Origin of the sequence: Thermoflexus hugenholtzii JAD2, from assembly GCF_900187885.1 — a bacterium.
In the GTDB taxonomy this organism is placed as follows: Bacteria; Chloroflexota; Anaerolineae; order Thermoflexales; family Thermoflexaceae; genus Thermoflexus; species Thermoflexus hugenholtzii.
This window is the reverse complement of the sequence record NZ_FYEK01000027.1, coordinates 108,952-134,603: the sequence shown is the minus strand read 5'-3', so window position 1 is coordinate 134,603 and position 25,652 is coordinate 108,952. Positions and strand designations below refer to the sequence as shown.

19 protein-coding genes are annotated in these 25,652 nt (G+C 67.2%); 16 read left to right on the top strand and 3 right to left on the bottom strand.

Features of this window, described 5'->3' with window-relative positions:
* Positions 1-39: 39 nt before the first annotated feature.
* The 9 genes from CFB18_RS16260 to CFB18_RS06810 all read left to right on the top strand — a co-directional run bounded on the left by CFB18_RS16260 (position 40) and on the right by CFB18_RS06810 (position 11,498).
* Positions 40-942 carry a prenyltransferase/squalene oxidase repeat-containing protein gene (locus CFB18_RS16260; RefSeq protein WP_088571057.1) on the top strand — a complete coding sequence of 301 codons (903 nt, stop codon included), beginning with the start codon at positions 40-42 and terminating at the stop codon, positions 940-942.
* Positions 924-1,940 (top strand): DUF362 domain-containing protein, encoded by a 1,017-nt coding sequence (locus CFB18_RS06850; protein WP_088571056.1) that lies wholly within the window; start codon positions 924-926, stop codon positions 1,938-1,940. Before CFB18_RS16260 ends, CFB18_RS06850 begins: the two co-directional genes overlap by 19 nt.
* Positions 1,941-2,087: 147 nt before the next feature.
* On the top strand, positions 2,088-3,620 hold the full coding sequence (locus tag CFB18_RS06845; protein ID WP_143597543.1) for a hypothetical protein: 1,533 nt from the start codon (positions 2,088-2,090) through the stop codon (positions 3,618-3,620).
* A gap of 10 nt (positions 3,621-3,630) precedes the next feature.
* Positions 3,631-4,845, top strand: a complete 1,215-nt coding sequence (locus CFB18_RS06840) for a glycosyltransferase 87 family protein (protein WP_159461619.1) — start codon at positions 3,631-3,633, stop codon at positions 4,843-4,845.
* Positions 4,846-4,847: 2 nt separating this feature from the next.
* Positions 4,848-6,053, top strand: a complete 1,206-nt coding sequence (locus tag CFB18_RS06835) for a glycosyltransferase family 87 protein (protein WP_088571053.1) — start codon at positions 4,848-4,850, stop codon at positions 6,051-6,053.
* Between the two features lie 624 nt (positions 6,054-6,677).
* Positions 6,678-7,832, top strand: coding sequence for a hypothetical protein (locus CFB18_RS06825; protein WP_088571051.1), 1,155 nt, complete (start codon positions 6,678-6,680; stop codon positions 7,830-7,832).
* Positions 7,833-7,852: 20 nt separating this feature from the next.
* Positions 7,853-9,019 carry a glycosyltransferase family 87 protein gene (locus tag CFB18_RS06820; protein WP_159461618.1) on the top strand — a complete coding sequence of 389 codons (1,167 nt, stop codon included), beginning with the start codon at positions 7,853-7,855 and terminating at the stop codon, positions 9,017-9,019.
* Complete coding sequence (locus CFB18_RS06815; protein WP_088571049.1) at positions 9,001-10,491, top strand: hypothetical protein; 1,491 nt, start codon at positions 9,001-9,003, stop codon at positions 10,489-10,491. The genes CFB18_RS06820 and CFB18_RS06815 overlap by 19 nt, the downstream gene beginning before the upstream one ends.
* Positions 10,492-10,847: 356 nt before the next feature.
* On the top strand, positions 10,848-11,498 hold the full coding sequence (locus CFB18_RS06810; RefSeq protein WP_088571048.1) for a Uma2 family endonuclease: 651 nt from the start codon (positions 10,848-10,850) through the stop codon (positions 11,496-11,498).
* A gap of 260 nt (positions 11,499-11,758) precedes the next feature.
* Here the strand turns inward: CFB18_RS06810 and CFB18_RS06805 are convergent, their stop codons facing one another.
* The 3 genes from CFB18_RS06805 to hutH form a co-directional block, all read right to left on the bottom strand.
* Positions 11,759-12,805 (bottom strand): homoserine dehydrogenase, encoded by a 1,047-nt coding sequence (locus CFB18_RS06805; RefSeq protein WP_088571047.1) that lies wholly within the window; start codon positions 12,803-12,805, stop codon positions 11,759-11,761.
* Positions 12,806-12,885: 80 nt separating this feature from the next.
* Positions 12,886-14,022: a hypothetical protein gene (locus tag CFB18_RS06800; protein ID WP_088571046.1), complete on the bottom strand. Its 1,137-nt coding sequence runs from the start codon at positions 14,020-14,022 to the stop codon at positions 12,886-12,888.
* Between the two features lie 402 nt (positions 14,023-14,424).
* A complete protein-coding gene (gene hutH / locus CFB18_RS06795) occupies positions 14,425-15,993 on the bottom strand; it encodes a histidine ammonia-lyase (RefSeq protein WP_088571045.1) in 1,569 nt (522 codons plus the stop codon).
* A gap of 196 nt (positions 15,994-16,189) precedes the next feature.
* Here hutH and CFB18_RS06790 point away from each other — a divergent pair, with 196 nt between their 5' ends.
* The 7 genes from CFB18_RS06790 to CFB18_RS06760 all read left to right on the top strand — a co-directional run bounded on the left by CFB18_RS06790 (position 16,190) and on the right by CFB18_RS06760 (position 25,571).
* Positions 16,190-16,708 carry a bifunctional nuclease family protein gene (locus tag CFB18_RS06790; protein WP_088571044.1) on the top strand — a complete coding sequence of 173 codons (519 nt, stop codon included), beginning with the start codon at positions 16,190-16,192 and terminating at the stop codon, positions 16,706-16,708.
* 334 nt (positions 16,709-17,042) lie between these two features.
* A complete protein-coding gene (gene dnaB, locus CFB18_RS06785; protein ID WP_088571043.1) occupies positions 17,043-18,398 on the top strand; it encodes a replicative DNA helicase in 1,356 nt (451 codons plus the stop codon).
* Positions 18,395-19,087 (top strand): DnaD domain-containing protein, encoded by a 693-nt coding sequence (locus CFB18_RS06780; protein WP_088571042.1) that lies wholly within the window; start codon positions 18,395-18,397, stop codon positions 19,085-19,087. The genes dnaB and CFB18_RS06780 overlap by 4 nt, the downstream gene beginning before the upstream one ends.
* Positions 19,035-20,426 carry an ATP-binding protein gene (locus CFB18_RS06775; RefSeq protein ID WP_088571041.1) on the top strand — a complete coding sequence of 464 codons (1,392 nt, stop codon included), beginning with the start codon at positions 19,035-19,037 and terminating at the stop codon, positions 20,424-20,426. The genes CFB18_RS06780 and CFB18_RS06775 overlap by 53 nt, the downstream gene beginning before the upstream one ends.
* Before the next feature lie 118 nt (positions 20,427-20,544).
* Complete coding sequence (locus CFB18_RS06770; RefSeq protein WP_159461617.1) at positions 20,545-22,719, top strand: GAF domain-containing protein; 2,175 nt, start codon at positions 20,545-20,547, stop codon at positions 22,717-22,719.
* On the top strand, positions 22,716-23,849 hold the full coding sequence (locus tag CFB18_RS15920) for a response regulator (protein WP_088571039.1): 1,134 nt from the start codon (positions 22,716-22,718) through the stop codon (positions 23,847-23,849). The genes CFB18_RS06770 and CFB18_RS15920 overlap by 4 nt, the downstream gene beginning before the upstream one ends.
* Before the next feature lie 450 nt (positions 23,850-24,299).
* Positions 24,300-25,571, top strand: coding sequence for a coiled-coil domain-containing protein (locus tag CFB18_RS06760; protein ID WP_088571038.1), 1,272 nt, complete (start codon positions 24,300-24,302; stop codon positions 25,569-25,571).
* The last annotated feature ends 81 nt before the right edge of the window (positions 25,572-25,652 follow it).

The window sequence follows — 25,652 nt, the reverse complement described above, 5'->3', positions numbered from 1 at the left end:
GTCGTTCCTTAGGAAGGACTTTCGCTTCACGGGGAGCGGATGGGCACGCCGGGAGAGCCTTCGGCCCGAAACGCCCGGGCCTTCCTGGCCCGATCCCAGAACCCGGACGGGGGATGGGGCTACCGACCCGGATCCCCTTCGGCGACGGAGCCCACCGGGGCAGCCCTTGTGGCCCTGGGTCCGGACCCCGAGGCCGCGCCGGCCGTAGAACGGGCCCGGCGATGGCTGGAAGCGGCGCAGCGGCCGGATGGGGGTTGGGGCATGGATCCCGAGGACCCCGAAAGCCACTGGATGACCGCCTGGGGGATCCTCGGGCTGGCCCGTCTGGACCCTCGAGCTCCTGAGGTCGCCCGGGGCGTGCGCTGGCTGATCGAGATACCCGTCATCCGGATCGAGGCCGCGGAGCTGACCGCCGAGGTGCGCCGGACCCTGCGGATCGATCCGTCCCTCCGGGGCTGGCCCTGGCGGCCCGGGGAGGCCTCCTGGGTGGAACCCACCGCCCTGGCCCTGCTCGCCCTTCACGCCGCCGCCGCCGTGGAGACGCACCGGGACCGGATCGCGGAGGCGGTGGGCTATCTCGTGGACCGGCGGTGCGTCGGCGGCGGCTGGAACTTCGGCAACCCTTTCATGCTGGGGGCGAACCTGCCCCCCCGCCCCCACCCCACCGCCTGGGCGCTCCTCGCCCTCCAGATCCTCTCCCCGCAGGCGATCCGCCCGGAGGACGTCGCGGCGCTGCGCGCGGAGATGCATCGGGACGGCGGGGCCATGGCCCTGGCCCTGGGGCAGATCGCCCTGGCCGCCATAGGGATCGAGGACCCGGAGGCCCGAGAGCGGCTGCAAAGGCAACAAGCGCCGGATGGAAGCTGGGAAAGCAACCCTTACGTCACCGCCCTGTCGGCGCTGGCCCTGAACGGAGGCTGGCCATGGCCGCCCCGCGGCTGACCCGACGGGCCTTCCTGCGCCTGCTGCTCCTGGCCGGCATCGGGGGCGGGCTGGCCTTCGCCGAGCGCCGAACGCAGCCGGTGGGCGTGCGGCGGTTCCTGGCCTGGCTGCTGCGGGGCTGGCGGCGGCGGGTGGAGCCCCCGGCGACGGTGGCCCTGGGCGCCTCCCTCTCCTACGATGAGGCCCTGCTGCGGGACGCCCTGATGGCGCTGTGGGATCAGGCCGGCATGCCGGATGTGGCCGGCAAGCGGGTGCTGGTGAAGCCGAACCTGATCGAGTGGATCGAAGGACGCCCCCTGGTCACCGCCCCCGAGGTGGTGGGCGCGATCCTCGATGTGCTGCGCGCCCGGGGGGCGGCGGAGATCGTCGTCGGCGAGGGCCCCGGGTTCCGCCGGGACGCCGGGCCGGTGGTCGAGCACAGCGGCCTGGCCGCCGTCCTGGCCCGCCGGGGGATCCCCTTCATCGACCTCAACTACGACGATCCCCGGCCGGTCCCCGCGCGGGACGGCTGGTTCCCCGGGCAGCCGCGCCTGTGGCTCCCCCGCCACGTCGTCGAGGCCGATCTCATCGTCTCCGCCGCCAAGCTCAAGACCCATCACTGGGCTGGCGTCACCCTGAGCCTCAAGAACCTGTTCGGGGTGGTCCCCGGGATCCGTTACGGGTGGCCCAAGAACATGCTGCACGTCAACGGCCTCACGCCCAGCATCCTGGGCCTGCGCCAGAGCCTGCCCCCCGTCGTCAGCGTCATCGACGGCGTCATCGGGATGGAGGGGGATGGGCCGCTGTTCGGGACGCCGGTGCCCCACGGGGTGCTGCTCGTGGGGGCCGATCCCCTGGCCGTCGACGTCATCGGCGCCCGGCTGATGGGCTTCGATCCAGAGGAGATCGAACACCTGCACTGGGGGATCTGGGCCGGGATCGGCCAGGGGGTTCGCATCGAGGTGCGGGGCGCCCCCCTTGAGGCCCTGCGCCGCCGCTATCAGCGGCCGCCGAAGTGAGAACGTGCGCTTGAAAATGGGCCTTCGGTATCCTGTCTCTTTCTAAAACCGGACAGCGTGATCCCAATGGAGAAGAAGCACGCCCGTCTCCCGATTCTTCAGAAACCGATCGGGGCCCTCGTCCTTCTCCTGCTCCTGGGAGGGCCGGTGGCGATCGCGTTCGGGTTTCCGCCGGCGGGCTGGCGGCTGGCCCGACCCTGGGTCTACGGCGGGGATTTCTCCCAGTATCTCTCGGCGATGGATCAGGGCATGGCCGGCGCCTGGCGGATCGTGAATCGGTTCTCCCCGGAGCCCCATCCGCCCGCCCTGCAGTATCTCTTTTATGTCGCGCTGGGGCATCTCGCTCGGATCCTCGGAGCCCCCCTGGAAAGCCTCTACGCCGTCGTGGCCGTGGCGGGCCTTCTGATCCTCTGGGATCGCCTGCTGAGCTTCTTCGGCGCTTTCCTTCCAGACCGGGAACACCATCCCATCGCCCTTGGGCTGGCGCTTTCCACCGGGCCGGTCTGGATGATCCCGCTGGGCCTCTCCCTGTTCCGCATCGCATCTCCATGGGGGCAGGCGGCCATGGATGTGGCCACGCGGATCGAACACAACACGTTCCTGGCCCTGATGGCGCCGCCTCATCTCACCCTCGCCCTGGCCCTGCTCCTGACGGCGCTCTCCGACCTGAGCGCCCCGCCCTCCTCCGCCTCGATGGGATCCAGGCTGCGCCTCTCCGCAACGCCGCTCCTCCTGGCCGCGCTGAATCCCTTCAGCCTGATCTCCTTCCTGGCCTTCCTCTGCGTGTGGCTCAGCGTCCACCGTCAGGAGATGATCCCGGGGCTCCGCCACATCGCCCCCCCGGTCCTCCTGACGGTCCCGCTGGTGGGCTATCATGTCGCCATCTTCCAGCGCGATCCGTTCTGGAGCGTCGCGTATGGTCAGCAGAACCTCCAGCCGCCTTATCCGCCTCCGCTGGTCCTGGCCGCCTTCGGCCTGATGGGGCTTCTCGCGCTCCCGGGCGTCCTTCGGGGATGGGGCGCGTCGGCGGGCCCAGACGTCACCCGCTGGCGGTTCCTCGCCGGATCCGCCGGCGCGCTGTTCCTTCTCTCCTACCTGCCGCTTCCCTACGCTCGGCGCTTTGCATATGGCATCGGGCCGCTCCTATCCGCGCTCGCGGCTCCCGTGGCGGCGGATTTATACGCCCGCTTTCGCTCGTGGTGGACCACCCCCGGTCGTCGTGTTCTCGGGGGCGCCGCGATAGGGATCGCGCTGTATAGTCAGAACGCGTTTCTCTACACGGTGTATGCGCTCTCCATGCTGGGGACAGGCCCTTTCCCTCGGGCAGTGTTCGAGCCGGTTGCCGCCTTCGAGGCCGCCATGGGGTTGCGCCAGCAGGGGGCGCAGGTGGTCGTGCTCGCCTGCGAGGAGGATGGGAACTTCCTGGCCGGTTACATCCGGGGCCGGGTGGTCCTGGGCCACCCCGGAGCGACATTCCAGGTGGCCCGGAAACGAGAGGAGGTGGCCGCCTTCTTCCAGGGGGACCTTCCCCCTGAGGAGGAACGCGCCTTGCTTCAACGCTACCGCGTGACCCATCTTTACTACCGGGATGATCGGCCATGCGGTCCCCGTTCGCTATCCGGGAGCCCATCTTTCTTGCATCCACCGATATACATCTTTGAGATCAGCAAGGTTAAATAGAAAACAACCAATGAACTATAAAATGATTCAGCGACTTCACAATTATCCAAGATTAATTTTTGCTGTCCTTTGGGCAGCAATAGGCTTTGATTTTCTTTTTCGACAAGGCTGGCAGGGAGGTTGGGGGTTCATCTTGGGGACCGATTTCATTACACTCTATGGAGCGGGACTCCTTTATCGTCATAATCCGACTCATCTATACGATTTCCAAGCACAAGCCCATATTCAAGAATCACTCATTGCACCCACCTCTTATCCAGGGCTCAACCCATTTATTAGTCCGCCCTATGTAGCTATGTTTTATAGTATATTTAGTGTTTTCTCTTTGCCTGTTGCTTTTCTCATCTGGAATATACTTACCCTGATTTTGGTTTTTCATTCAACACATCAACTTTATATGATTATTAACGATAAAACAAAATCGTCTGGATTAACATTTTGGCAAATGATTATTCTTGTTCTTTCATTCTTTCCTTTTGCATTAGGCTGGCGAGTAGGTCAAAATCATGGACTTACTCTATGGCTGGTTACCAACATTCTGTGGTGGCAACGTGCCGGCCACCCCAGTTTAGCTGGTCTCTTGTGTAGCCTTCTCCTGTATAAGCCTCATTTTACACTTGGTTTCCTCATATTATGGATGATCTGGAAGGAATGGGCCGCATTGTTAACTTTCACCGCTACTGCAATTCTATGGATCTTCATTGACATATTGAGCGGAAATTTAGCAATATATTGGGATTATATTAGACTTCAATCTCTCCTGCTTGAGTTGCCGTGGATCCAGGGCTTCCCTTCATTCGCATTAATCACACCTTACGGATTACTGGCTACCATTTTTCCGGTATCCGCCAAGCCAATTTTAACAATCTTTTCTACATTACAATTATTATTGTTTGGTATCGGGCTTGCCTGGCTCGCTCATTCGCTACGTAACCTCCCCTTCCCAAACCAAATCCCTGCTTGGATATTTGCGATTCTATATCCGTTAATAGCCGCACCATATGTCCTAATTCATGATTTGGTTATAATTATACCAATTTTTTCATTTTGGTCAGCCTGGAAACCATCTTATCGATTATTGTATTTAATAATTTTTGTTTATTTAGGATCTTTTTTCCTCCTATTTGCTGGCGCATTACTGCGAGTTGCTCTTCTAGCCTTCTTTCCACCAATTGCTCTAATCTTGATGATATATGACTACTTATTTTCATTAAAAGATCGTTGATGATGAGAAAATTCGATTATCTAACCCCAATCCGCCTCCGCTACGCATGGATCGCCGGGATCGCCCTGTGGAGCGGATGGCTCCTCAGCCTGCTCGGCGGCTCGGGGAACCTGGACCTCGCCGGCCAGGTGATCGGGACGGATTACCTCCAATTTTATGCCGCCGGGTGGATGATCCGCCACGGGCAGGCGGCCCGCCTCTACGACCCGGAGGCGCAGCTGGCCGCCGAGCGGGCGATCATCGGGCCCCACCTCCCAGCCTACCACGCCTTCCTCAACCCACCCTTCTTCGCCCTCCTCTTCGTGCCGTTCTCCCTCCCGCCTTATCTGATCAGCTTCGCCCTCTGGAGCGCCCTGCAGCTCCTGCTGCTTGTCCTCAGCATGCGGGCCCTCCGACCCGCCCGTTTCCTCGAGACCACCGCCTGGGCCCTCACCTTCCTCCCGGTCTTCGCCTCGGTGAGCTTCGGGCAGAACGGGCTCCTCAGCCTAGCCCTCCTCACCGGGGTCTGGATCATGTGGCGGCGGAACCGCGCGATGGCCGCCGGCGCCCTCTCCGGGCTGCTGCTGTATAAGCCCCATCTGCTCTTGGGGCTCCTGCTTCTCTGGGGGATGGAAGGCCCTCGCGGATGGCGGGCCCTGTTCGGGCTGGGCCTGACCGGGGCCACACTGCTGACCCTCTCTGGGGCGCTGTTGCCGGAAGCGACAGCCGCCTATGGGCGTTTCGCCCTGAACATTTACCCGGATCTTCCGTCCTGGAAGGAGTTCCCGCTGTGGCATTTGCACAGCCCGCGGGGGTTTTGGCGGCTGCTGCTGCCGGGGCAGCCCCGCCTGGCCGACGCCCTCGCGCTCCTTTCCGCGCTCATCGCCACCGGGGCTGTCCTCCGCTTCTGGCGCCGCCACCGGGAGGAGCCCCTGCGCTTTGCGGCGGCGGTGGTCCTCACCCTGTATCTGACCCCGCATGCGATGATCTACGACGGGGCCATCCTGCTGCTCCCAGCCCTTTTGCTCTGGGAACAGGCTCCCGCCGCCCGCCCGGCCCTGCGCGCGGCCTTCGCCCTGGTCTGGGTCGCCTTCTTCCTCGGAGCACCCCTCACCGCCTGGATGGCCCGCCACGTCGGCTGGGGGATACAATGGACGCTGCCGGCCCTCACCGCGGCCGGGTATCAAACGAAGCTCCAGCCAGACACCTTGAACGCTCAATCCCGATAGGAGATCACCGGATGCTCCACAGGGCATATCTTCAATCGACACCGAGCAACCCACAATCGCTAAAAGAAACGCCAGCCATACCAGGGCCAATCCTTCCATGGAGCCTCGCTTTCCTCGCCTCCGCTATTGCGGTCGGAATTGCGACAAAGACAGCCCTCGCATGTCTGGATGTCCCTGGTCCTGGGATTGACGATGCTTATATTTTCGCCGTCTACGCCAAGCATGTGGTGGAGGGCTACGGCCTCGTTTACAACCCAGGCGAGCAGCCGGTGGAGGGATTTACATCGCCCCTATGGCTGCTTCCCATGCTGGGAACATACCTGTTCGGGATCCCGATGGAAAGCGGGGTGCTCCTTGTGGCCTGCACCCTGACGGCAATCTTGCTGGGGTTGGTGATTGGGACCATAGGGACCGAGAAGGGGTGGCTTTCCCCCGCCACCCTTTTTATCGGAATATGGATCCTGAGCATCCCCGGCTTTGTGATCTGGAACACCATCAGCCTGATGGATACGGTGCTCCTCTCGCTGGGGGTGACCAGCGTGGCGATCGCCCTGTGGCGTGGCCTTCCTAACATGGATCGCAGGCGGATTGGTTGCCTTTCTCATCCTGTCCCGCCCAGAAGGGATGATCTGGGCGCTGGGCTTCATCCTGCTGGACATCGTCAACCATCGCGCCCGAGGCCGCAAAATCAATACGGGCCGGACCCTCACCCTGCTGGGGATCGGTGGAGCCATCCTGATCGCTCTAACCGTATGGCGGCTTAGTCTGTTTGGAGATTTCCTGCCCAACACGTTCTACGCCAAGCGTGTTCCACCCGCACAGGCACTGCGAAGCGGCGTGATTTACTTTCTGAAGTTCGGGATTACCTACTGGATGGGTCTCACTGCCCTGCTCTGGGGTGTTCATACCATCCTTCGCCGCCTTTCTACCCTGATCAGCGCCCTTCGCGGCTCGGATAGAGAGGAGCCACCCGGAGCCCTGATCCGTCTTTTCCACATGACCGGGTTGGCACTGCTGGGTGTTTCCATCCCCCTGACGACCGGCGCCGACTATTTTCCTATGGCACGCTTCTATCAGCCGATATGGCCGATCCTGGGTCTCCTCCTGATCGCCCTTGGGGATCTGTGGGCAAACCTGCTCCCCATCCCTTATAGGCTTCATGTGCTCACACTTTGCCTCTGCTTGCTTCTCCCCCTCATCAATACAGACAACTGGCTAAATTTGTGCCTCTCTCAATGGGATATATCCCCATCTACACCCATTCTTTCTTTCCCTGAATGGGATAAGATGCAAATGAGATTCGAGTTTTACCTCCCAAGAGAGAAAAGCCTGCTGGCCCATCGGATGAATCTCCTCTTCGCCCCTGCACCGCCACGGGTTGGCATCGTCACAGCCGGTCGATTCCGCCTCGATTATGAGGGGCCTGTGCTGGATCTTATGGGACTGAACCATCGCGAGATGGCGCACAGCCGTCGATGGCATCCGGGCTCCGTGCCGGGTCATGTGGCATTCAACCCGGAGGTGCTCTTCCGAGATCCCCCGGAGCTCCTCCTGCCTTACGATCATACGGACGGATACGGATGGCAACTGTTCCTCAGGGATTTCCAGTTCAACCAACAAGTTTTGTATAACCTGCTGACCTCCAGAATGTTCCAAGACTTCTATCAGCTCGTCGAAATCCAGAGAAACAGGATTACGATCATTGCCTTTGGGAGGAAGGATTTCATCCGCCATCTTATCTCCCAGGGCTATAAGGTCGAATTGAAATCATGGCCATGATCAGAGAAGGAGCACGGACCATGCGGGGGACGGTCTATCGGGTCATGCGATGGCCCTTGCTGATCGCTGCGGGCGCCATGCTCTTTGCGCTCTCCGAGCGGATCCTGACCTCTCCATCCTTCATCCGCCTGGATGACTTCGTTGAATACTGGGCGGCCGGCCGCCTGACCCTCACCGGCGGCAACCCTTACGATCCAGAACAGTTGCTCCGCCTCGAACGGGAAGCGGGGCGCCCACTGGAGGAAGCCGTCATGCTGTGGAACCCCCCATGGGTCCTGGCGCTCCTCGTCCCCTTCGGTGCGCTGCCCTATCCCCTCGCTCGCAGCCTGTGGTTCCTCCTTCAGCTGGCCGCCCTCGCCTGGAGCGGGACGCAATTGAGCCGCTCCCTCCACGTCCGGCCGGCGCGGCCGTGGGGGGTCTGGGCCCTGGTCTTCACCTTCGCGCCGGCGCTCCACGCCCTCAAAGCCGGTCAGATCACGCCGCTGATGCTGCCCGCCCTGGTCGAGGCAATGCGCGCGTTCCCGCGCCATCCCTTCCGGGCCGGGCTCTGGTCCGCCCTCCTGCTGGTGAAGCCCCACCTGGCCTATCTCGTGCTCCTGACCCTGCTGGCCGAATCCATCCGGCAACGGAAACCCGGCTTCGCCCTCGGGCTGTTCGCCGCCGTGGCCGGAGCCTCCGCCCTCTCCGGGCTTCTGCAACCCGCGGTCTTCGAACAGTATCTCCACGCCTGGCAACACCACCCGCCCGCCGATTGGGCCACTGCGACCCTGGGAGGCTTCCTGAGATTGCTGATCGGCCCCTCGTATGTAGCCCTCCAGTTCCTTCCCCCCCTCATCGGCCTGGGGCTCTGGCTGCGCTACCGCCCCTCCATCTCGGAGATCCCCTTGTGGACGCTGATCTCCCTGGCGACAGCGGCATACGGCTGGACCTTCGACCTGCCGCTGGCGCTCGTCGGGCTGATCCCTGCCTTCTACCATCTGATTTCGCATTCCCCTGCGCCCCGACGTCTCGGGCTGATCCTGGCTTATGGGCTCCTGAACGGGATCCTCCTGTTCACCTCCATGCCTCAGATCTTCTACTTCTGGGCAGGCTCGGTGCTGCTGGGCTGGGTCCTCCTGGCCCGGCGCGGCGCGGCGATGCCGAACCATCTCCCGGAGAAAGAAATGCCATGCGGACCCACGGGATAAGGGCCTCCATCGACCTCCTCTGGTTCACTGTGGTCCTTGCGGCCTTCGGGGTCCTGGTCTCGCTGGTGCCACTGCCCCCCAACGATTTCTGGTGGCACCTGAAGATCGGGGCGCTCATCCTCGATGAGCGGCGTATCCCTGCTACGAACATGTTCGGCTGGACCCTGCCGCCGGATGCCCCCTTCACTTACGGGGCCTGGCTGGGGGAGGTCCTCCTCGCCTGGCTCTACCGCGCCGGGGGGCTTCCGCTTCCCACCTTCGCCCGCAACCTCCTGGCCCTCGCGGCCTTCGCCCTGATCGGATGGGAGGCGAAGCGCCGCAGCGGCTCCGGGCGCCTGGCCGCCCTGGCCCTCACGCTGGCCGCCGGCATGGCCCTCAACAACCTGGTGCTGCGCCCCCAGATCTGGTCCTGGGTGCCCTTCGCGATCTTCTACCTCCTCCTCGCCCGCTTCCGGGAGGGCGCCCTGCGCCCGAGGGCCCTCCTCCTCCTCCCCCCGCTGATGGCCTTCTGGGTCAACGCCCACGGGGCCTTCATCCTGGGCCCGGTGTTGCTGCTCCTCTTCCTGACGGGCGGGGCCCTGGAGGCGCTCCTCGGGCAGCGCCCGCTCTCCACCCTGCGCCCCCTGGCAGGCACCGCCGCTCTCACCTTGCTGGCCCTGCTCCTCAACCCCCAGGGGATCGGGATCCTGGGCTACGTCCACCGCCTGCTCACCGACCGGCCCAGCCAGACCCTGGTGGTGGAGTGGGCTTCCCCCACCCCGCACGGGATCGCCAACGTCACGTTCTACGGGAGCATCCTGGTGTTGCTGCTGGCCCTCGCCTACTCCCGCCACCGCCTCTCCCCCACCGAGGCGCTGCTGCTCGTCGCCTTCCTCTGGCTGGCCTGGAACGGCCAGCGCTACGTGATCTGGTTCGGGATGGTGGCCGCTCCCATCCTGGCCCGGCTGCTGGCCGGGGCCCTGCCGCCGTGGCCCTGGCCCAGCCCGCCGCCCCGCCCGCTCAACGCCCTCCTCGCCGCCCTGCTCTTCCTGCCCGTCCTCGCCGTGCAGCCCTGGTGGGTAGAGCGGATCCCCCTGCCGGAGGCCTACTGGCGGCAGGTGTGGCGGGGGCACCCCGTCGGGCCGCTGGTCGGGGTCGAGACGCCGGTGGACGCGGTGGAATACCTGCGGGCGCGCCCCGGCGGGCGCCTGTTCAACGAGATGGGCTACGGCAGCTACCTGATCTGGGCCCTGCCGGAGCAGAAGGTCTTCGTGGACCCCCGGGTGGAGCTCTACCCCTACGAGCTGTGGCTGGACTACGTCTGGATCTCCCGGGCGTCCCGCTACCACGAGCGGCTGGCGCGCTACGGGGTCGACCGCCTGCTGATCGACAAAGTCCTCCAGGAGGAGCTGGCCCGGGCCCTGGAGGAGGATCCCCGCTGGGAGAAGGAGTTCGAGGGGATGCGGGCCCAGGTGTGGCGAAAGAGGCAGTAATGGGAGGCGAGGGGGGTGTCGAATGAATTCGACCTCATGGGCCTCCGCCGGCCGAAAGGCGTTTTGCGTTGACGAAGGCCGACGCCCGGCGCCAAGCGCCCCGCGAGGCCGATTTCCATCGGCACAAGAGGCCTCCGGCGCCAGCCATCAGCGAGGACCCGCGCCTCTCACGTAAACGCCTCAGAAGGCCGATGGCCCACCGGAGACCGATTCGGCCCCGCGGGAAAACCCACGGGAAGGCCTTGACCCTCTCCTGGGCATACCATACGATGGAAGGGAACGTAAGGAATAAGGGGCCTGGGAGAACCCGCCGGCTGTGAGGTCACGAGAGGACGTCAAACCCAGGGGGCGGATCCATGGGCGTGAAAATGGTGGTGTGGACGGATCGGCCGCGCACTTTCGAGGCTCCCTATCTCGCGCGAATCGGGGGCTGGACCCTGGAGCGCTATCTAACGGAGGCCCCGGAGGATCAGATCTGGGAATTCGCCCGCGGGGAGGTTCTGGTGCATTCGCCAGCTACTGCCGAACACCAGCGCCTGGTCGGCTTCCTGTATCGGCTGCTCCAGGAGTTCTGCGAGCGAACCCGGTGGGGCGAAGCCCTGACCGGCCCGGCGGCCCTCCAGATCCTGCCGGACGTGGTACGGGAGCCCGATGTGTTCGTGCTGGCCCCGGAAGACATCCCCCATGCCCGGGGCGTCCCGCTTACGGTGCGCCCTGTGCTCATCATCGAAGTGACCAGCCCTTCCACCCGCACCCTCGATCGGGAGGAGAAGGCCCAGGATTACGCCCAGGCAGGGGTGCCGGAATACTGGGTGGTGGATCCCGAGCATCGGGAGCTCTGGGTGTATCGGCAGTCCGGAGAGACCTACCAGGCGGAGCGGGTGACCGCCGGATGGGTGTCCAGCGTCGCGGTGCGGGGCTTCGCTCTGCGAGTGGAATGGCTGTGGCAGGATCCCCTCCCCTCGGCGAAGGAGTGTCTGGAGGAGATCGAGCAACGCAACCGCTAAGGCAGCTCTCCGGCCTCGGGAGGGGTTGGATGCATTCGACCCCACGGGCTCTCGCCCGGATGGCCGGCCTCCGGGCGTCAAGTGAATTCGACCTCATGGGCCTTCGGCCAGTGACCGGCCTGCGCCGGCCAAAAAGGCTTTCCCCGTCGGCGCAGACCGACGCCCGGCACCAAGCGCCCCGCGAGGCCGATCTCCATCGGCACAAGAGGCCGGCACGTGGCGCGCAAGCACCTCCCAGGGCCGATTCCGATCAGCGGTCCCTATCCCCAATGGCCCCGCGCGACGTTGATGAGGTCCGCCAGGATGCCGAAGGCCGTCTGGGCCGGCTCGGGCTCGTGCTCGATTAGGGTGAGCTGCTTCAGGGTGTCGGTGCGCAGGGTGATCACGGAGGAGGTCCCCCGCACGTGGGCCAGCAGGTCCTCCAGGGGGACGGCCTCCGGGGCCACCCGGGCCCGCACCGTCCCGTCCGCCGAGCGCTCCGCCGTGCACACCAGCCGGATCCGGCGCCCCTCCCGCCGCGCCGCCGCCAGGTCCTCCGGCCCGATCCCCCGGATGCCGGTCCGCTCCACCGCATCCGGCCGCAGATCCGCCTCCATCCACACATTGGCCAGCACGCACGTCTTGACCGCTGCGTCCCATCCATCGATGTCATTCGATGGATCGGCCTCGGCGATCCCGATGGCCTGGGCCTGCCGCACGGCCTCCTCAAAGGGGATCCCCTCCTCCATCCGGGTGAGGATGAAGTTGGTGGTGCTGTTGAGAATAGCCCGGAAGCCCAGGATGTGGGTGGCCGGCAGCCCCTCGCGGACCAGGCTGAAGAGCGGGGCGCCGTCCATCACGGTGGATTCATAGAGAAAGGCCCGGCCGCGGGAGCGGGCGAGGTCCCGCAGCTCCCGGTAGGCGAAGGCCAGGGGGCCCTTGTTGGCGGTCACCACATGCCGACCCGAGCGCAGGGCCGCCCGAACGTGGTCCGTGGCCGGCTGTCCGGTGCGCGGATCCAGGACGGTGATCTCCACGACCACATCCGCCGGGCACCGCTCGATGAAGGCCAGGGTCTCCCGGGGCGCCGGGCTCCGGCTGAGGGCGCTCAGATCCCCGCCCCGCTCCACCGCCTCCAGGGCGGCGGTCAGGTCCAGCCCCTCGGGATCCCAGGCCGCCCCCCGGCGGGCGGTGATGATCCCGGTGACCCGCAGGTCCAGCGCGTAGCGCTGGAGGATCTCCTCGCGCTTGCGCAGGAGCAGCCGGGCGAAGGCGCGCCCCACCGCCCCGAACCCGATGAGGGCTACGCGTTGCAGAGAACGGGTCATCTTCCCCTCCTCGTCATCGATGCTGAGCAATGTGGAGGCCAGTTTACCACATCCACAGCCGGCCATCCCCTTCGAATCATTCATCGATTTGTATCGATGGATCGCTCGCCGTGGGTGTAACGCCGAACAGCCTCGTAGACGGGGCGGGGCCGGAAATCCAGATCCAGGAAGGCGTATCCTTCGAGGACCGGATCTTCCCGCCATGGGTAGCGCAGGGCCCACATCGCCACCACCGGGCACCACGGCCAGTTCCGCCGCGCGTATTCATAGGCGCGCACCGTGTAATCCGCCCGCACCTCCGGCGGGAGGCCGTGATCGTATTCAGGCGATTCGTTCCAGCCGGTCTCGGTGATGTAGATCGGCCGATCGTCCCCATAGCCCTGCATGATCGCCCGCATCAGCTCCACCCGTCGGAAGTTCAGGCGCCCGGGGTCCGGCGGCTCCTCCGGCGGGTTCCCGAACCCATAAGGATGCATCGCCCAGCCATCTAAGTACGCGGCGATGCCCTGGGCGTAGACCTCCCGCAGGAACCGCAGGTCGTTCATCGCGCGCGGGGAGTCCTCCAGGGTGGGCGCCGGCCCGCCGGCCAGCACCGGCACCTCCGGCGCGGCCGCCTTCACCTCCTGATAGACCGCCCGCATTACCGCGACGAAGAAGGCAGGGTCCGGCGGCCGATCGCCCCACTCGATGTAGAGATTGGGCTCGTTCCAGATCACCAGGGCGGCCACCTGATCCCGGTAGCGGGCGGCGAAGGCGGCGGCGAACCGGGCGAAGGGGAGGACCGCCTCCGGCCCCAGGTAAGTGGCCGGGGCGCGCCAGGGGCGGGCCCAGGTCGGCACCATCCCCAGCCGGGCGATGACCCGTAACCCCTCCCGCCGGGCCAGGAAGATCCGCAGGTCGCTGTGGGACCAATCGAAGCGGCCGGGGGCCCGTTCCAGATAGGGCCACGGGAAGAACTCCACCACCCAGTCCGCGCCCATGGCCCGGGCCATCTGAAACGTTCGGTAGATCCGAGCGGGATCCACCTCATCGGTCACCCGCGTGTGGATCCCCACAACGGAAGGGGAAGGCGCCGGCGCCCGGGGCGGATCCAGGCGGAGCCGGGGCAGGCCGCTTGCGGCAGGGACGACCCCCAGCGCGGTCAGAAGCATCACCCGCGAGCCTATCCACCACCCGATTCGGGTCATCCGGGCGATGCGCTTTCGAGCGATTCTCATACGCAAACCATCTCTCCTCGATCCATAGATCGGACTCGGCTTTCACGGAGCCTCTGGCGGGACGCCCCCTGGTCACGAACCCGGGCAAATGCGCGAGGGGATCCGTCGGCCCTCATGCCGAAGACTTTCACCCCGATTGAAACGGACCTCCTCCCCACGCTGCACATCCGCATCGGCCTCCACCAACGCTTTTTTCGGTCGGCGCAGGCCGACCGTTGGCCGAAGGCCTCTCGAGGCCGAATTGATTCGGCGCGCAGGCCGACCGCCGGCCAAAGGCCTCCCCGCCGATTGAAATCGGCCTCCAAAGGCGCTTTCGCGCCAAGCGCCGGCCTCCGCCGACGCAAAGAACGCCTTTCCGGTCGGCGCAGGCCGACCGTTGGCCACAGGCCCCCCAGGCCGAATTCATTCGGCGCGCAATCCGGCGATCCCCTCTCGGGCGGCGCGCAGGAGGTGTCCTTCCGCCACCAGCCGGCAGGCCCGTTCCATCCACGGCGCCATCACCGTGTCCGCCTCCAGGAAGGGCACGTGCTGGCGGAGGAGGGCGTAGGCCGCCGCCGTCCCCTTCCCCATCCGCAGCGGACGCCCGGCCTGCCGCCGGCGCAGGTCGATGGCCTGGCCCGCTGCGAACAGCTCCGCAGCCACCACCCGCTGGGCGTTGCGCAACACCATCTCCGCGTGGCGCACGGCCGTGGCGCCCATGCTCACGTGATCCTCCGTGTTCGCCGAGGAGGGGATGGTGTCCACGCTGGCCGGGTGGGCCAGCACCTTGTTCTCCGAGGCCAGGGCCGCCGCCGTATACTGCACCAGCATGAAGCCGGAATGCAGCCCTGGGTCCAGGGCCAAGAAGGGGGGATACCGCCCTTCGTTCTCCGCCGGATCCAGCAGCCGGTTGAGGCGGCGCTCCGAGATGTTGGCCAGCTCCGCCAGGCCGATGGCCAGGTAATCCATGGCCAGGGCGATCAGCTCGCCGTGGAAATTCCCCCCCGACAGCACCGCGGGCTCCGCTTCCCCCTCTTCCCAGAAGATGAGCGGGTTGTCTGTGGCGCTGTTCAGCTCGATCTCCAGGGCCCAGCGGGCGTAGGCCACCACGTCCCGCACCGCGCCGTGCACCTGGGGCATGCAGCGCAGGGAGTAAGCATCCTGCACCCGGGAGGGACGCTGGGGATCGCTCAGCAGCTCGCTGCCCTCTAACAGCGCCCGCAGGAACGCCGCGCAGTCCATCTGCCGGGGATGGGGCCGCACCCGGTGGAGGCGCTCGTCGAAGGGGACGACGGATCCCTCCAGGGCCTCCAGGGTCATCGCCCCCACCACATCCGCGGTCTGCACCAGGATCTCGGCGTCGTAAGTGACCAGGGCGCCGATCCCGGCCATGAAGGCCGTCCCGTTGATCAGGGCCAGGCCCTCCTTGGCCTCCAGCCGCAGCGGCCGCAGCCCCGCCGCCTCCAGGGCGGCGGCTCCGGGCAGCCGCCGGCCCCCGACGATGGCCTCCCCCAGGCCGATCATCGGCAACGCCATATGGGCCAGCGGCGCCAGGTCCCCGCTGGCCCCCAGGGAGCCCTGGGCCGGGACCACGGGATGGACCCCCCGGTTGAGCATCTCGATGAGCAGCTGGAGGACCTCCGGGCGGACCCCGGAGTGGCCCCGGGCCAGGGAGTTCAGCCGGGCCACCATCATCGCCCGCACCTGCTCCTCCGAGAGCTCCGGCCCCACCCCGACCGCGTGGCTCTGCAACAGGTTGTGCTGCAGAAGCGACGCCTGCTCCGGGGAGATGCGGATGTTCCGCAGGTGTCCGAACCCGGTGGTCACCCCGTAGATCACCGCCCCCCGGGCGAGCAATCGCTCCACCGCCTCCCGGCTTCGTCGGACCCGAGCCCAGGCCTCGGGGGCCAGGGCCACCGGGCGCCGTCCCCGGGCTACCGCCACCACATCCTCCAGGGTGAGATGTTCGCCGTCCAGCTCCAGCGCCGTCATCGACGCGGCCTCCTGTCCTTCGGGGATCCCTGCCCCTCTATGGTAGCCCGGCTTTCCCCTCGGAGAGAGGGAACGGGATCTCGACCGTCGGGGCGCGGCCCCGCGGCGTTCCCTTCCCTCCTTGACCCTGGTGGTATAATCGAGTTAAGAACCCTGAACGAGATGGCGTCGGCGGAACGAGCCGGGGGAGGCTGCGATGATTGAGGTGGTGATCGACAGCATCCGCGCCAGCCTGATGTCCCAGCATCGGGTGATCATCCTGCGGGAGCGGGAGAGCGACCGTTACCTTCCGATCTGGATCGGCCCCTATGAGGCGGAGGCCATCAACATCGAGTTGCAGCAGATCGAGGTGGCCCGCCCCCTCACCCACGACCTCCTCAAGAACGTGATCACCGAGATGGGGGGGACGGTGCTCTACGTGGTGGTCAACGATCTCCGCAACGACACCTTCTACGCTCGCATCATCATCCAGATGGACTCCCGGCGCTTGGAGATCGACTCCCGTCCCAGCGACGCCATCGCCCTCGCGGTCCGGGCCCGCGTGCCCATCTATGTGGATGAGGACGTGATGGAGCGGGCGGGGGTCAACCCGCGGGAGGAGGAGATCGAGAGCGAGAGCCTGGAGAGCCCCGAGGCGAAGCTCGAGGAGTCCCCCTTCCGCGATCTGATCGAATCCCTCGATCTGGACGACCTGGGCGAGGGCGGGGAGGAGTGAGGGCCCCGCCGGAGATCGCCCGGGCCGCTCCCCTGGGGACCAGGCCGCCGCCTCTTTCCCCGCACCCGAAGGCCGGACCGCGCGGAACCGCAACCCCCGGCTTTCCCGAGCGTCCGCAGACCCTCAGGATCCCAGACACCCGGATTCCGGGGGGAGAGCGGGCGGCCGGTTTGCGTCTTGACCGCCGGCGTCTCGCGTCGTGCGCGCGCCCGGCTCCCTGCCTGGAGCACCGCAACGGGAGCCCCCCGGGCCGCGCCGACGAGCCCGGTGAAAGGGTGCTGGGGGGAGCTGAAAATCACCCCCGTGCGCCATTGCCACCCGGCAGGAGGAAGGGATGACCACACCGGAGCTGGCCGAGCGGGTGCCCCTGGCTCCCCACAACCTGGAGGCCGAGGAGGCCGTCCTGGGAGCGATCCTCCTGGACCCCGAGCTCATCCACACGCTGGCGACCATGCTGCGGCCGGAGGACTTCTTCCTGGAGAAGCACCGCTGGATCTGGGAGGCCTATCTGGCCCTCCACGACCGGCGGGAGGCCATCGATCCGGTCACGGTGGCCGACGAGCTGGAACGCCAGGGACGCCTCCAGGAAGTGGGCGGACGGGGCTTCCTCATCGGGCTGGCCGCCCGCGTCCCCACCACGGTGCACGCCCTGGATTACGCCCGCCTGGTGGAGCGGGACGCCATCCGGCGGCGCCTGCTGGAGGCCGCCACCCAGATCGCCCGCATGGCCTACGAGGAGCCACCCGGCGAGGTCGACGAGCTGCTGGACCGGGCGGAGGCGGCCCTCTTCGCCGTGGCCCAGCGCCGTCTGATCCGGGACGTTCAATCGATCCGCGACCTCCTGCGGGCCTATTACGAGCACATCGAGTATCTCTATGAGCACCGGGGGGAGCCCCTGGGCATCCCCACCGGCTTCCGGGACCTGGACCGACTGCTGGGGGGGCTACAGCGCTCCGACCTGGTGATCGTGGCCGCCCGGCCCGGGGTGGGGAAGACGTCGCTGCTGCTCTCCTTCGCCCTCAACGCCGCCAAGCGCTACCGCCAGCGGGTGGCCATCTTCTCCCTGGAGATGTCCGCGGAGCAGGTGGTGCACCGGCTGGTGACCCAGGAGACGGGGATCGAGGGCCAGCGCCTGCGGCTGGGAGAGCTGCGGGAGGACGAGTGGCCGCGCTTCGTGCACGCCGTGAGCACTCTCTCGGAGCTCCCCATCTGGATCGACGACACCCCGGCCATCTCCGCCCTGCAGCTGCGGGCCAAGGCCCGGCGCCTCTACGCCGAGCACGGGCTCGATCTCCTGATCGTGGATTACCTCCAGCTGATGACGGCGGATATCCGGGCGGAGAACCGGGTGCAGGAGATCTCCTACATCTCCCGCGCCCTCAAGAGCCTGGCCCGGGAGCTCAACATCCCCGTGGTCGCCGCCTCCCAGCTCTCCCGGGCTGTGGAGCAGCGCCACGACAAACGGCCCATCCTGGCCGATCTCCGCGAGAGCGGCAGCATCGAGCAGGACTCGGACGTGGTGATCTTCATCTACCGGGACGAGATCTACAATCCGGACACGGATCGCAAGAACATCGCGGAGATCATCGTGGCCAAGCACCGCAACGGGCCGATCGGGACCGTCGAGCTGTATTTCCGACCGCAGCAGGCCCAGTTCGTCGATCTGCACAAGCAGGAGATCCGGCTGTGACGAGGGGGAATGAGGCGAGGCCCTTCACTGGCTTCCCGGGCGGCAAAACCCGCACGGTGCCCCTCCCGGAGGCTTTCTTCACCGAGCTGCTCCCTCGCATCGATCACCCGGGGGAGCTGCGGGTGACCCTGGTCTGCTTCTATCACATGGCCCGCCGCAGCGGCCCCCTGCGCTACGCCCGGCGCTCGGAGCTGGAGGCCGATCCCGCCCTGACCGCCGCCCTCCCCGCTCACGAGATCCGCGAGGGCCTGAACCGAGCGGTCGCCCGGGGCACCCTGCTGCATGTGCGGATCGAGGAGGATGGGCGGACGGATGACCTCTACTTCCTGAACACGCCGCGAGGGCGTCTGGCCTACGAGGCCATCCGACGGGGCGAGCGCCCGGCCTCCCTCGAGCTCGGCGAGTCCGCCGTCCTGGTCGCCGACCGGCCGAACCTTTTCGCCCTTTACGAGCAGAACATCGGACCCCTCACCCCATTGATCGCCCAGGAGCTGGAGGAGGCCGCCCGGACCTATCCGGCGGAGTGGATCGAGGAGGCCCTCCGCATCGCCGTCTCCCGCAACGTCCGCCGCTGGTCTTACGTCCGCCGCATCCTGGAGCGCTGGGCAACCGAAGGCCGGGAGACCGGAGGCCTGGATGAAGCATATTGGCGACGTGCTGCCGAAACCTGGAAAAAGCGCCGGCGATGAGACCCGGGATGAGCTCCCGGGCGCTCCATCGCTGGAGGGCTCGGAGGCCTGCCCGATCTGCGGCGGGCTGGGCTACATCTCTTACGACGTGCCCCCCGGCCATCCTTTGTTCGGCCGGGCGATCCCCTGCGCCTGCCAGACGGAGCGCCAGGCCGCAGAGTTCCGCCAGCGGATCCAGGCAGCCGGCCCCCTGCGGGCCCTTGTGGACAAGCGCTTCGAGAACTTCCTGCCGGACGGGCGGGGCCTCCCCCCGGATCATGCCCGGAGCCTGCGGCGCGCTTACGAACGGGCAAAGGCCTTCGCCGAGGACCCGCAGGGCTGGCTGGTGCTGCGGGGCGGGACCGGGTGCGGCAAGACGCATCTGGCCGCCGCCATCGCCCATCGCTTGCTGGAGCGGGGGGTCGCCGCCCTCTTCATCCCCGTCCCCGACTTGCTGGACGAGCTGCGAGCAGCCTTCCATCCGGAGGCCGAGGTCTCCTATGAGGAACGGTTCTGGCAGCTGCGGGAAGCTCCCGTCCTGATCCTGGACGACCTGGGGGCGCAGCAGAGCACGCCATGGGCTCAGGAGAAGCTGTTCCAGCTCCTGGACTGGCGATACAACGCCCGCCTGCCCACGGTGATCACCACCAATCTCTCTTTGGAGGCCTTCGAGCCCCGCCTGCGCTCCCGCCTCCAGGACGCCCGGCTGGTGGAGATCGTGCACATCCTGGCTCCCGATTTCCGGCGGGGCGGTCCCACCGCGGGGCCTGATCTGAACCTCCTCCCCCTGCTCCAGGAGATGACCTTCGAGACCTTCCGGGAGCGGCCGGAGCTCTCGCCTCGCGAGCGCGACAACCTGCGGGAGGCGATCCGCATGGCCCGGGCCTACGCGGAGCACCCCCACGGCTGGCTGGTGCTGTTCGGCCGCTACGGCGCCGGCAAAACGCACCTGGCGGCGGCCATCGCCAACGCCGTAGCCGCCCGCGGGACCCCCGTCCTCTTCGTGGCGGTCCCCGACCTCCTGGACTGGCTGCGCGCCGCCTTCCACCCCCGGAGCGACGCGCCCTACGACCGACGCTTCGACGAGGCCAAGCTCGTCCCCTTCCTAGTCCTGGACGACCTGGGGCTGGAGAGCGCCACCCCCTGGGCCCGGGAGAAGCTGTATCAGCTGCTCAACTTCCGCTACCTGGCGAAGCTGCCCACGGTGATCACCACCGCCATCCCCCTGGATCAGCTGGAGAAGCTGGATCCACGCATTGCTTCTCGATTAAGCGATGAGACCCGGGTGACGGTGATCACCCTGGAGATCCCTCCCTACCGCACCCCGCTCCCTCGCCCGGAGTCCCGTCGCCGGGGCTGAGCGAGCGGTGAGAAGTTGCAGCGAGGGCTCCGCTTTGTATAATTCCCCTTCAAAATCCGGCAGGGCGGATGGGCGCCATCGCCCTGCCGGGCCTCGGCGGTTTCGGATGACCCCGGCGATGCGCGAGCTGTGCCAGCGCCTGAAGGCGGCGGGGGAGCGCCTGGCCGGCCTCCCCCCTGAAACGCCGCTCCCCGAATGCATGCGCCGCATCGGGGAGGAGGCCCTCCGCCTGCTGGAGGGCCGGGAGGCGCCCGCCGCCATCCTGTTCTGCTACGATCCGGAACAGGGCGGCCTGGATCCAGCCTCCCGCGTGGCTGTGGGGAAGACCGGGGAGCTCACCGGGCCGGACTGGCCCCGGCCGGACGGGATGGCCGCCCATGCGCTTCTCCATCGACGGCGCGTCCTCTCCTGGGAGGCGCCGGACATCCCCATCCATCCCGCGAAACAGGCGGCGGGCGCCCGCAGCGTGGGGTGCTGGCCTCTGCTGACCGCCGAGGGGCCGGTGGGAGTGCTCTACCTCTCATGCCGGGAGGAGCGCCCCTTCACCGAAGAGGAGATCGAAGCCATCGAGGCCTTCACCGGCCTGGCCACCCTCGCCCTGCAGCGGGCGCGGGCCATGGAGCGCCTCCGGCAGGCGCTGGGCCGGGCCACCCGTGAGCTGGAAGAGCTGCGGCGCATGGATCACCTCCTCAGCGCCCGGGCCGATCCCCAGGAGGTGCTGGAGGCCATCCTGCGGATCGCCCTGGAGCTGACCGGCGCCCGTTTCGGCACGCTGCGCCTGGTGGACCGCGGGCGCCGGCGCCTGGTGCTGGGCGCGGTGATCGGCCGCCCTCTGCTCCCCAATGTAGCGCCCGAGCTGGACCTGGACGAGACCAGCATCGTCGGATGGGTGGCCGTCCACGGCCGCTCGCTGCGCATCGATGACCTGCACACCTCGCCCTGGGCCTCGATCTATCGGCCCTGGCTGGCCGGTCACGAGATCCGCGCGGAGCTCGCCGTGCCGCTGATCGGAGCCGGCGGGGAGGCGGAGGGCGTGCTGAACCTGGAAAGCCCGGAGCCCGGGGCCTTCACGGAGGCCGACCAGCGGCTGCTGGAGATGCTGGCCGCCCGGGCGGTGATCGCCCTCCAGGAGATGCGGCTGCTGCGGGGTATGCAGGAGATCACCGGGCAGCTCCTCCATGCCGGCCGCGAGGCCCTCTTCGCCCACGCCGTCGCCCTGGCCTGCGAGCTGCTGCAGGCCTCCGACGGCGCCATCTGGCTGATCCACCCCGAGGGCCCGCCGGCCCTCGCCTTCGCCACCCACCCCACCATGGCCGGGACCGCCGGGCTGGCCGAGGCGGTGTGCCGGGCCCGCCGCCCCCTCTCCTTCGAGACCGGCGGATGGGCCCTGGCCGTGCCGATGCTGGACCCCACCGGCGCCGTCCGCGGAGTGTTCGTCGTCCATTCCTCCCGCCCGCGCACCTTCACCGAGCGCGACCAGCGTCTGCTGATCATCCTGGCCAACCACGCCGCCCTGGCTGTCCAGCTGGCCGAACACGTCCGGGCCCTTCAGGAGGCCCGGGAGCGTCAGGCGATCATGGAGGCCTTCGCCGCCGTCGGCGACATCGCCGCCAACCTCCTCCACCGCCTCAACAACTACATCGGCCTGATCCCGGCGCGCCTGGAGGGGCTGCGGGAGAAGCGGCCGGCCCTCCTCGAAGACGCTTATCTCCACGCGATCCTGCAGGAGATCGAAAGCCGGGCCCGGGCGGCGATGGACGCGGTGCGGGAGGCCATGGTCTACCTGCGGCCGATGGCCCCCCGCCCCATCCCGGTCCTCCCCTGTCTGGAGATGGCCCTGCGAGATCTGCGGATCCCGGAGGGGATCCGGCTGGAGGTCGTCGGGCTGGAGGATCTGCCACCGGTGATGGCCGGGGAGCCCCAGCTGGCCCTGGTCTTCTTCAACCTGATCGAGAACGCGGTGGAGGCCCTGGGGGAGAGCGGCTGGATCCGCATCGAGGGAGCCGCCGGCCCCCAGGACGTGATCCTCACCGTCCGGGACAACGGGCCGGGGATCCCCCCGGAGATCCAGGAGCGGATCTTCGAGCTGGATTTCTCCACCAAGCGCGCGCCGAAAAAGCTGGGCTTCGGCCTGTGGTGGGTGAAGTTGCTCATCCAGCGGTTCGGCGGGGAGATCCGGGTGGAAAGCGCCCCGGGCCAGGGCACAGCCTTTCACATCCGTCTGCCCCGCGCCCCGATGGATCCGGGCGGGATGCCTTCACGCCTTGAGGGAAAGGAGGGAGCGAGCCGATGATCCCGGAGCGCACGCCGATGCGCGCGCTGATCGTAGAAGATGACCCGGCCTGGCGGCAGCTGCTCGCCGAGGAGCTCGAGGAGCTGGGGCTGCAGGTCGACGCCGCCCCAGACGTCCCCACCGCCCTGGCCTGGTTGCGGGAGCGCCCCTACGCGCTGGCCGTGGTGGACATCTCCCTCGACCCCGGGGATCACCGGGATCGGGGTGGGTTCCGCGTCCTGGACGCCCTGGCCGAGCGAAGCCCGTCGGTCCCGGCCATCGCCCTGACCGGCTACGCCACCGTTGAGATGGCCGTGGAGGCTCTGACCCGTCATCGGGCGGCCGATTTCCTGCGGAAGGAGACCTTCCGACGTCGAGCCTTTCGGGAGGTCGCCGCTCGCCTCCTTCATCGGGAGCTCCTCCCCTCCGCGCCTTCGCCTTCCCCGTCTGCTCCCGCCGGGGCCCCGTCGGCATCGCACCCAGGCCCCCGGGCCCTGGTGGTGGAGGACGACCCGGGCTGGCAGGATCTTTACCGGGAGTTGCTGGGGGAGATCGGCCTGGCGGTGGAGACGGCCTCCTCCTACGGCGAGGCCCTGGCTTGGCTGGAGCAGGGATCCTTCGCCCTGCTCATCGTCGACCTCCAGCTGGCCAGCTCTATGGATCCCTTCGGCAATCGGGACGGGTTGCGGCTGCTGCGGGTGGCCCGGCGGCGAGGATTGCCCACCATCGCTGTCAGCGCCACCGCTTCCGCCGATGAGGTGGAGATGGCCTACCAGAGCCTGGGGGTCATGGCCTTCCTGGACAAAGCCGCCTTTAACCGGCAGAACTTCCTGCAGTTTGTCCGGCAGGCCTTAGCCGGGCGCCCCCGGCCGGCCCCTGCCCGCCCCGCCGGGACGCTCTCGCCGGAGGACCAGGCCGCCCTGGCCTCCCTCACCCCCCGGGAGCGGGAGGTCCTGCGTTGGATGGCCCACGGGCTGACCAACAAGGAGATCGCCGAACGGCTCGTGGTCTCCCCCAACACGGTTAAGAAACAGGTCGACAGCATCCTGAGCAAGCTGGGCGTTCACACCCGCGCCGCCGCGGTGCGCAAGGCCATCCTGGGCGGGCTGCTGGAGGATCCCCCAGGCAATCCCCCCGCCCGGCCCCGGTGACGGATCCTCTGAGGCGGAGCGCACGTGTGATAAAATCCAGTTGAGGATTCACCGCGAGGGCCCGATGGCGTTCACCATCACGGATTTTCCACGATCTGGTTCGACTGCTGGAGCAACACGAGGAGTGGCGGAAGGAGCTGTGCCGCTTGCTCCTGACGGATGGACTGTCAAATCCTCTGCAAGCCCAGGCGGAACAGGTCACTCCTCAACCCTGGGCCCTGGAAGCACAGGGTGTGTCCCAAATTTGTCGGACGAGGTTAGGAATGAAGTGCGGGACGTCCGAGGCGGGCCGAAGCCCGGTGGAGGATCTTTCCTTTAAACGATCCAGAAAGAGATGAGCCATAGGCGGAATGCTGCCGAGGAGTTAGCGTGTTTTGGAAAAACGCGGGGTGCGTGACCTTGCTCGCCCCGCGTTTTGCTTTTACAATATTCCCTCAGAGGAGGCTCCTGATGGCGTTCACGGTGGAGGATCTGCGGGATCTGGCGGAGCTGTTGCGGGCGCATCCCGAGTGGCGGGAGCCCCTGTGGGCCCTGCTGGCCGCCGAAGAAGTGCGCCGGATGCCCGAGCGGATGGAGCGGGGCTTCCGGCGAGCCGCCCGTCTGATCCTCGCCCTCTACCGCGCCCAGCGGCGGCAGGCTCGGGAGACCGACGCCCGCTTGGCGGAGATGGCCGAGGCCATCCACCGGCTGGGCGAGACCGTGCGCCACTTGGCCGAGACCGTGCACGGCCTGGCCGAAGCCCAGCGCCGCACCGAGGAAAACCTCCAGCGCCTGAGCGAGGCCTTTGTGACCCACCATCAGGAGTTCCTGGCCTACCAGGCCCAGACGGAGGCCCGTCTGGCAGAGCTCAACGCCACCGTCGGCAACCTGGCTGAAGTGGTTCAGGACTTAAGCGGGACCATACACAGCCTGGCCGAAGCCCAGCGCCGCACCGAGGAAAACCTCCAGCGCTTGACAGAGGCCTTCGCCGCCCATCGCCAGGAGTTCCTGGAACACGGGGCCGAAACCGACCGCCGCTTCGCCGAGATGGCCGAGGCCATCCGCAACCTGAGCGAAGCCTTCACCGCCCACCGCCAGGAGTTCCTGGAACACCGGGCCGAAACCGAGCGGCGTTTCGCCGAGCTCGCCGAGGCCCAGCGCCGCACTGAAGAATCCCTGGCCGCCCACCGAGCCGAAACCGACCGCCGCTTCGCCGAACTCGCCCAAGCCCAGCGCCGCACCGAGGAGACCCTGCAGCATGTCCTCCTGCGTCAGGAACAGTTCCAGCGCACCCTGGACCGGTTCGGCCAGATCGTCGGCGTGACCGTGGAAGGCCAGATGGTGGAGGCCGTGCAGCGTTATCTGGCGGAGCGCGGTTATGTCCTCCTGGAGCCGATCGCCACCCTGGCCATTGACCGGATTGGGGAGCTGGATGGGATCGCCCGGGTGCGCGGGCCGGACGGCGAGGAGGCCTGGTTCATCATCTCTGTAAAGGCCCGTCTCGGACCCCGTGCGGTTCACGATTTCGCGGACCTGCTGCGCAACGCCGCCGTGCAGGAAGCTCTGCGCGCATATGGCGTGCGAGGCCCTGTGCTGCCCCTGATCTTCGGGGTGGTCCTGGATCGTCGGGCGTTGGAGCTCGCGCGAGAGGCCCGCATCGGCCTTCTGCTGCAAGCCCAGGGCGAGCTGGTCGCCCCCCAACCCTGGGCCCTGGAAGCGACTGGGAACTCCGAAGATCCTTGAATGGCCCGATCTTTTTTCCGAACGGCGAAGAAGGGGAGGAGTAGGCCGGGACGGCGCCGCCAGAGCGGCGGGGCCGCGGCT

Coding starts and splice junctions, on each gene's coding strand:
- CFB18_RS06775 (WP_088571041.1), top strand. CDS start 19,035: ATGAAGCATATTGGCGACGTGCTGCCGAAACCTGGAAAAAGCGCCGGC.
- CFB18_RS06820 (WP_159461618.1), top strand. CDS start 7,853: ATGCGGGGGACGGTCTATCGGGTCATGCGATGGCCCTTGCTGATCGCT.
- CFB18_RS16260 (WP_088571057.1), top strand. CDS start 40: ATGGGCACGCCGGGAGAGCCTTCGGCCCGAAACGCCCGGGCCTTCCTG.
- CFB18_RS06760 (WP_088571038.1), top strand. CDS start 24,300: ATGGCGTTCACGGTGGAGGATCTGCGGGATCTGGCGGAGCTGTTGCGG.
- dnaB (WP_088571043.1), top strand. CDS start 17,043: ATGACCACACCGGAGCTGGCCGAGCGGGTGCCCCTGGCTCCCCACAAC.
- CFB18_RS06840 (WP_159461619.1), top strand. CDS start 3,631: ATGAACTATAAAATGATTCAGCGACTTCACAATTATCCAAGATTAATT.
- CFB18_RS15920 (WP_088571039.1), top strand. CDS start 22,716: ATGATCCCGGAGCGCACGCCGATGCGCGCGCTGATCGTAGAAGATGAC.
- CFB18_RS06835 (WP_088571053.1), top strand. CDS start 4,848: ATGAGAAAATTCGATTATCTAACCCCAATCCGCCTCCGCTACGCATGG.
- CFB18_RS06770 (WP_159461617.1), top strand. CDS start 20,545: ATGCGCGAGCTGTGCCAGCGCCTGAAGGCGGCGGGGGAGCGCCTGGCC.
- CFB18_RS06805 (WP_088571047.1), bottom strand. CDS start 12,805: ATGACCCGTTCTCTGCAACGCGTAGCCCTCATCGGGTTCGGGGCGGTG.
- CFB18_RS06850 (WP_088571056.1), top strand. CDS start 924: ATGGCCGCCCCGCGGCTGACCCGACGGGCCTTCCTGCGCCTGCTGCTC.
- CFB18_RS06825 (WP_088571051.1), top strand. CDS start 6,678: ATGATCTGGGCGCTGGGCTTCATCCTGCTGGACATCGTCAACCATCGC.
- CFB18_RS06790 (WP_088571044.1), top strand. CDS start 16,190: ATGATTGAGGTGGTGATCGACAGCATCCGCGCCAGCCTGATGTCCCAG.
- CFB18_RS06815 (WP_088571049.1), top strand. CDS start 9,001: ATGCGGACCCACGGGATAAGGGCCTCCATCGACCTCCTCTGGTTCACT.
- CFB18_RS06800 (WP_088571046.1), bottom strand. CDS start 14,022: ATGAGAATCGCTCGAAAGCGCATCGCCCGGATGACCCGAATCGGGTGG.
- CFB18_RS06810 (WP_088571048.1), top strand. CDS start 10,848: ATGGGCGTGAAAATGGTGGTGTGGACGGATCGGCCGCGCACTTTCGAG.
- hutH (WP_088571045.1), bottom strand. CDS start 15,993: ATGACGGCGCTGGAGCTGGACGGCGAACATCTCACCCTGGAGGATGTG.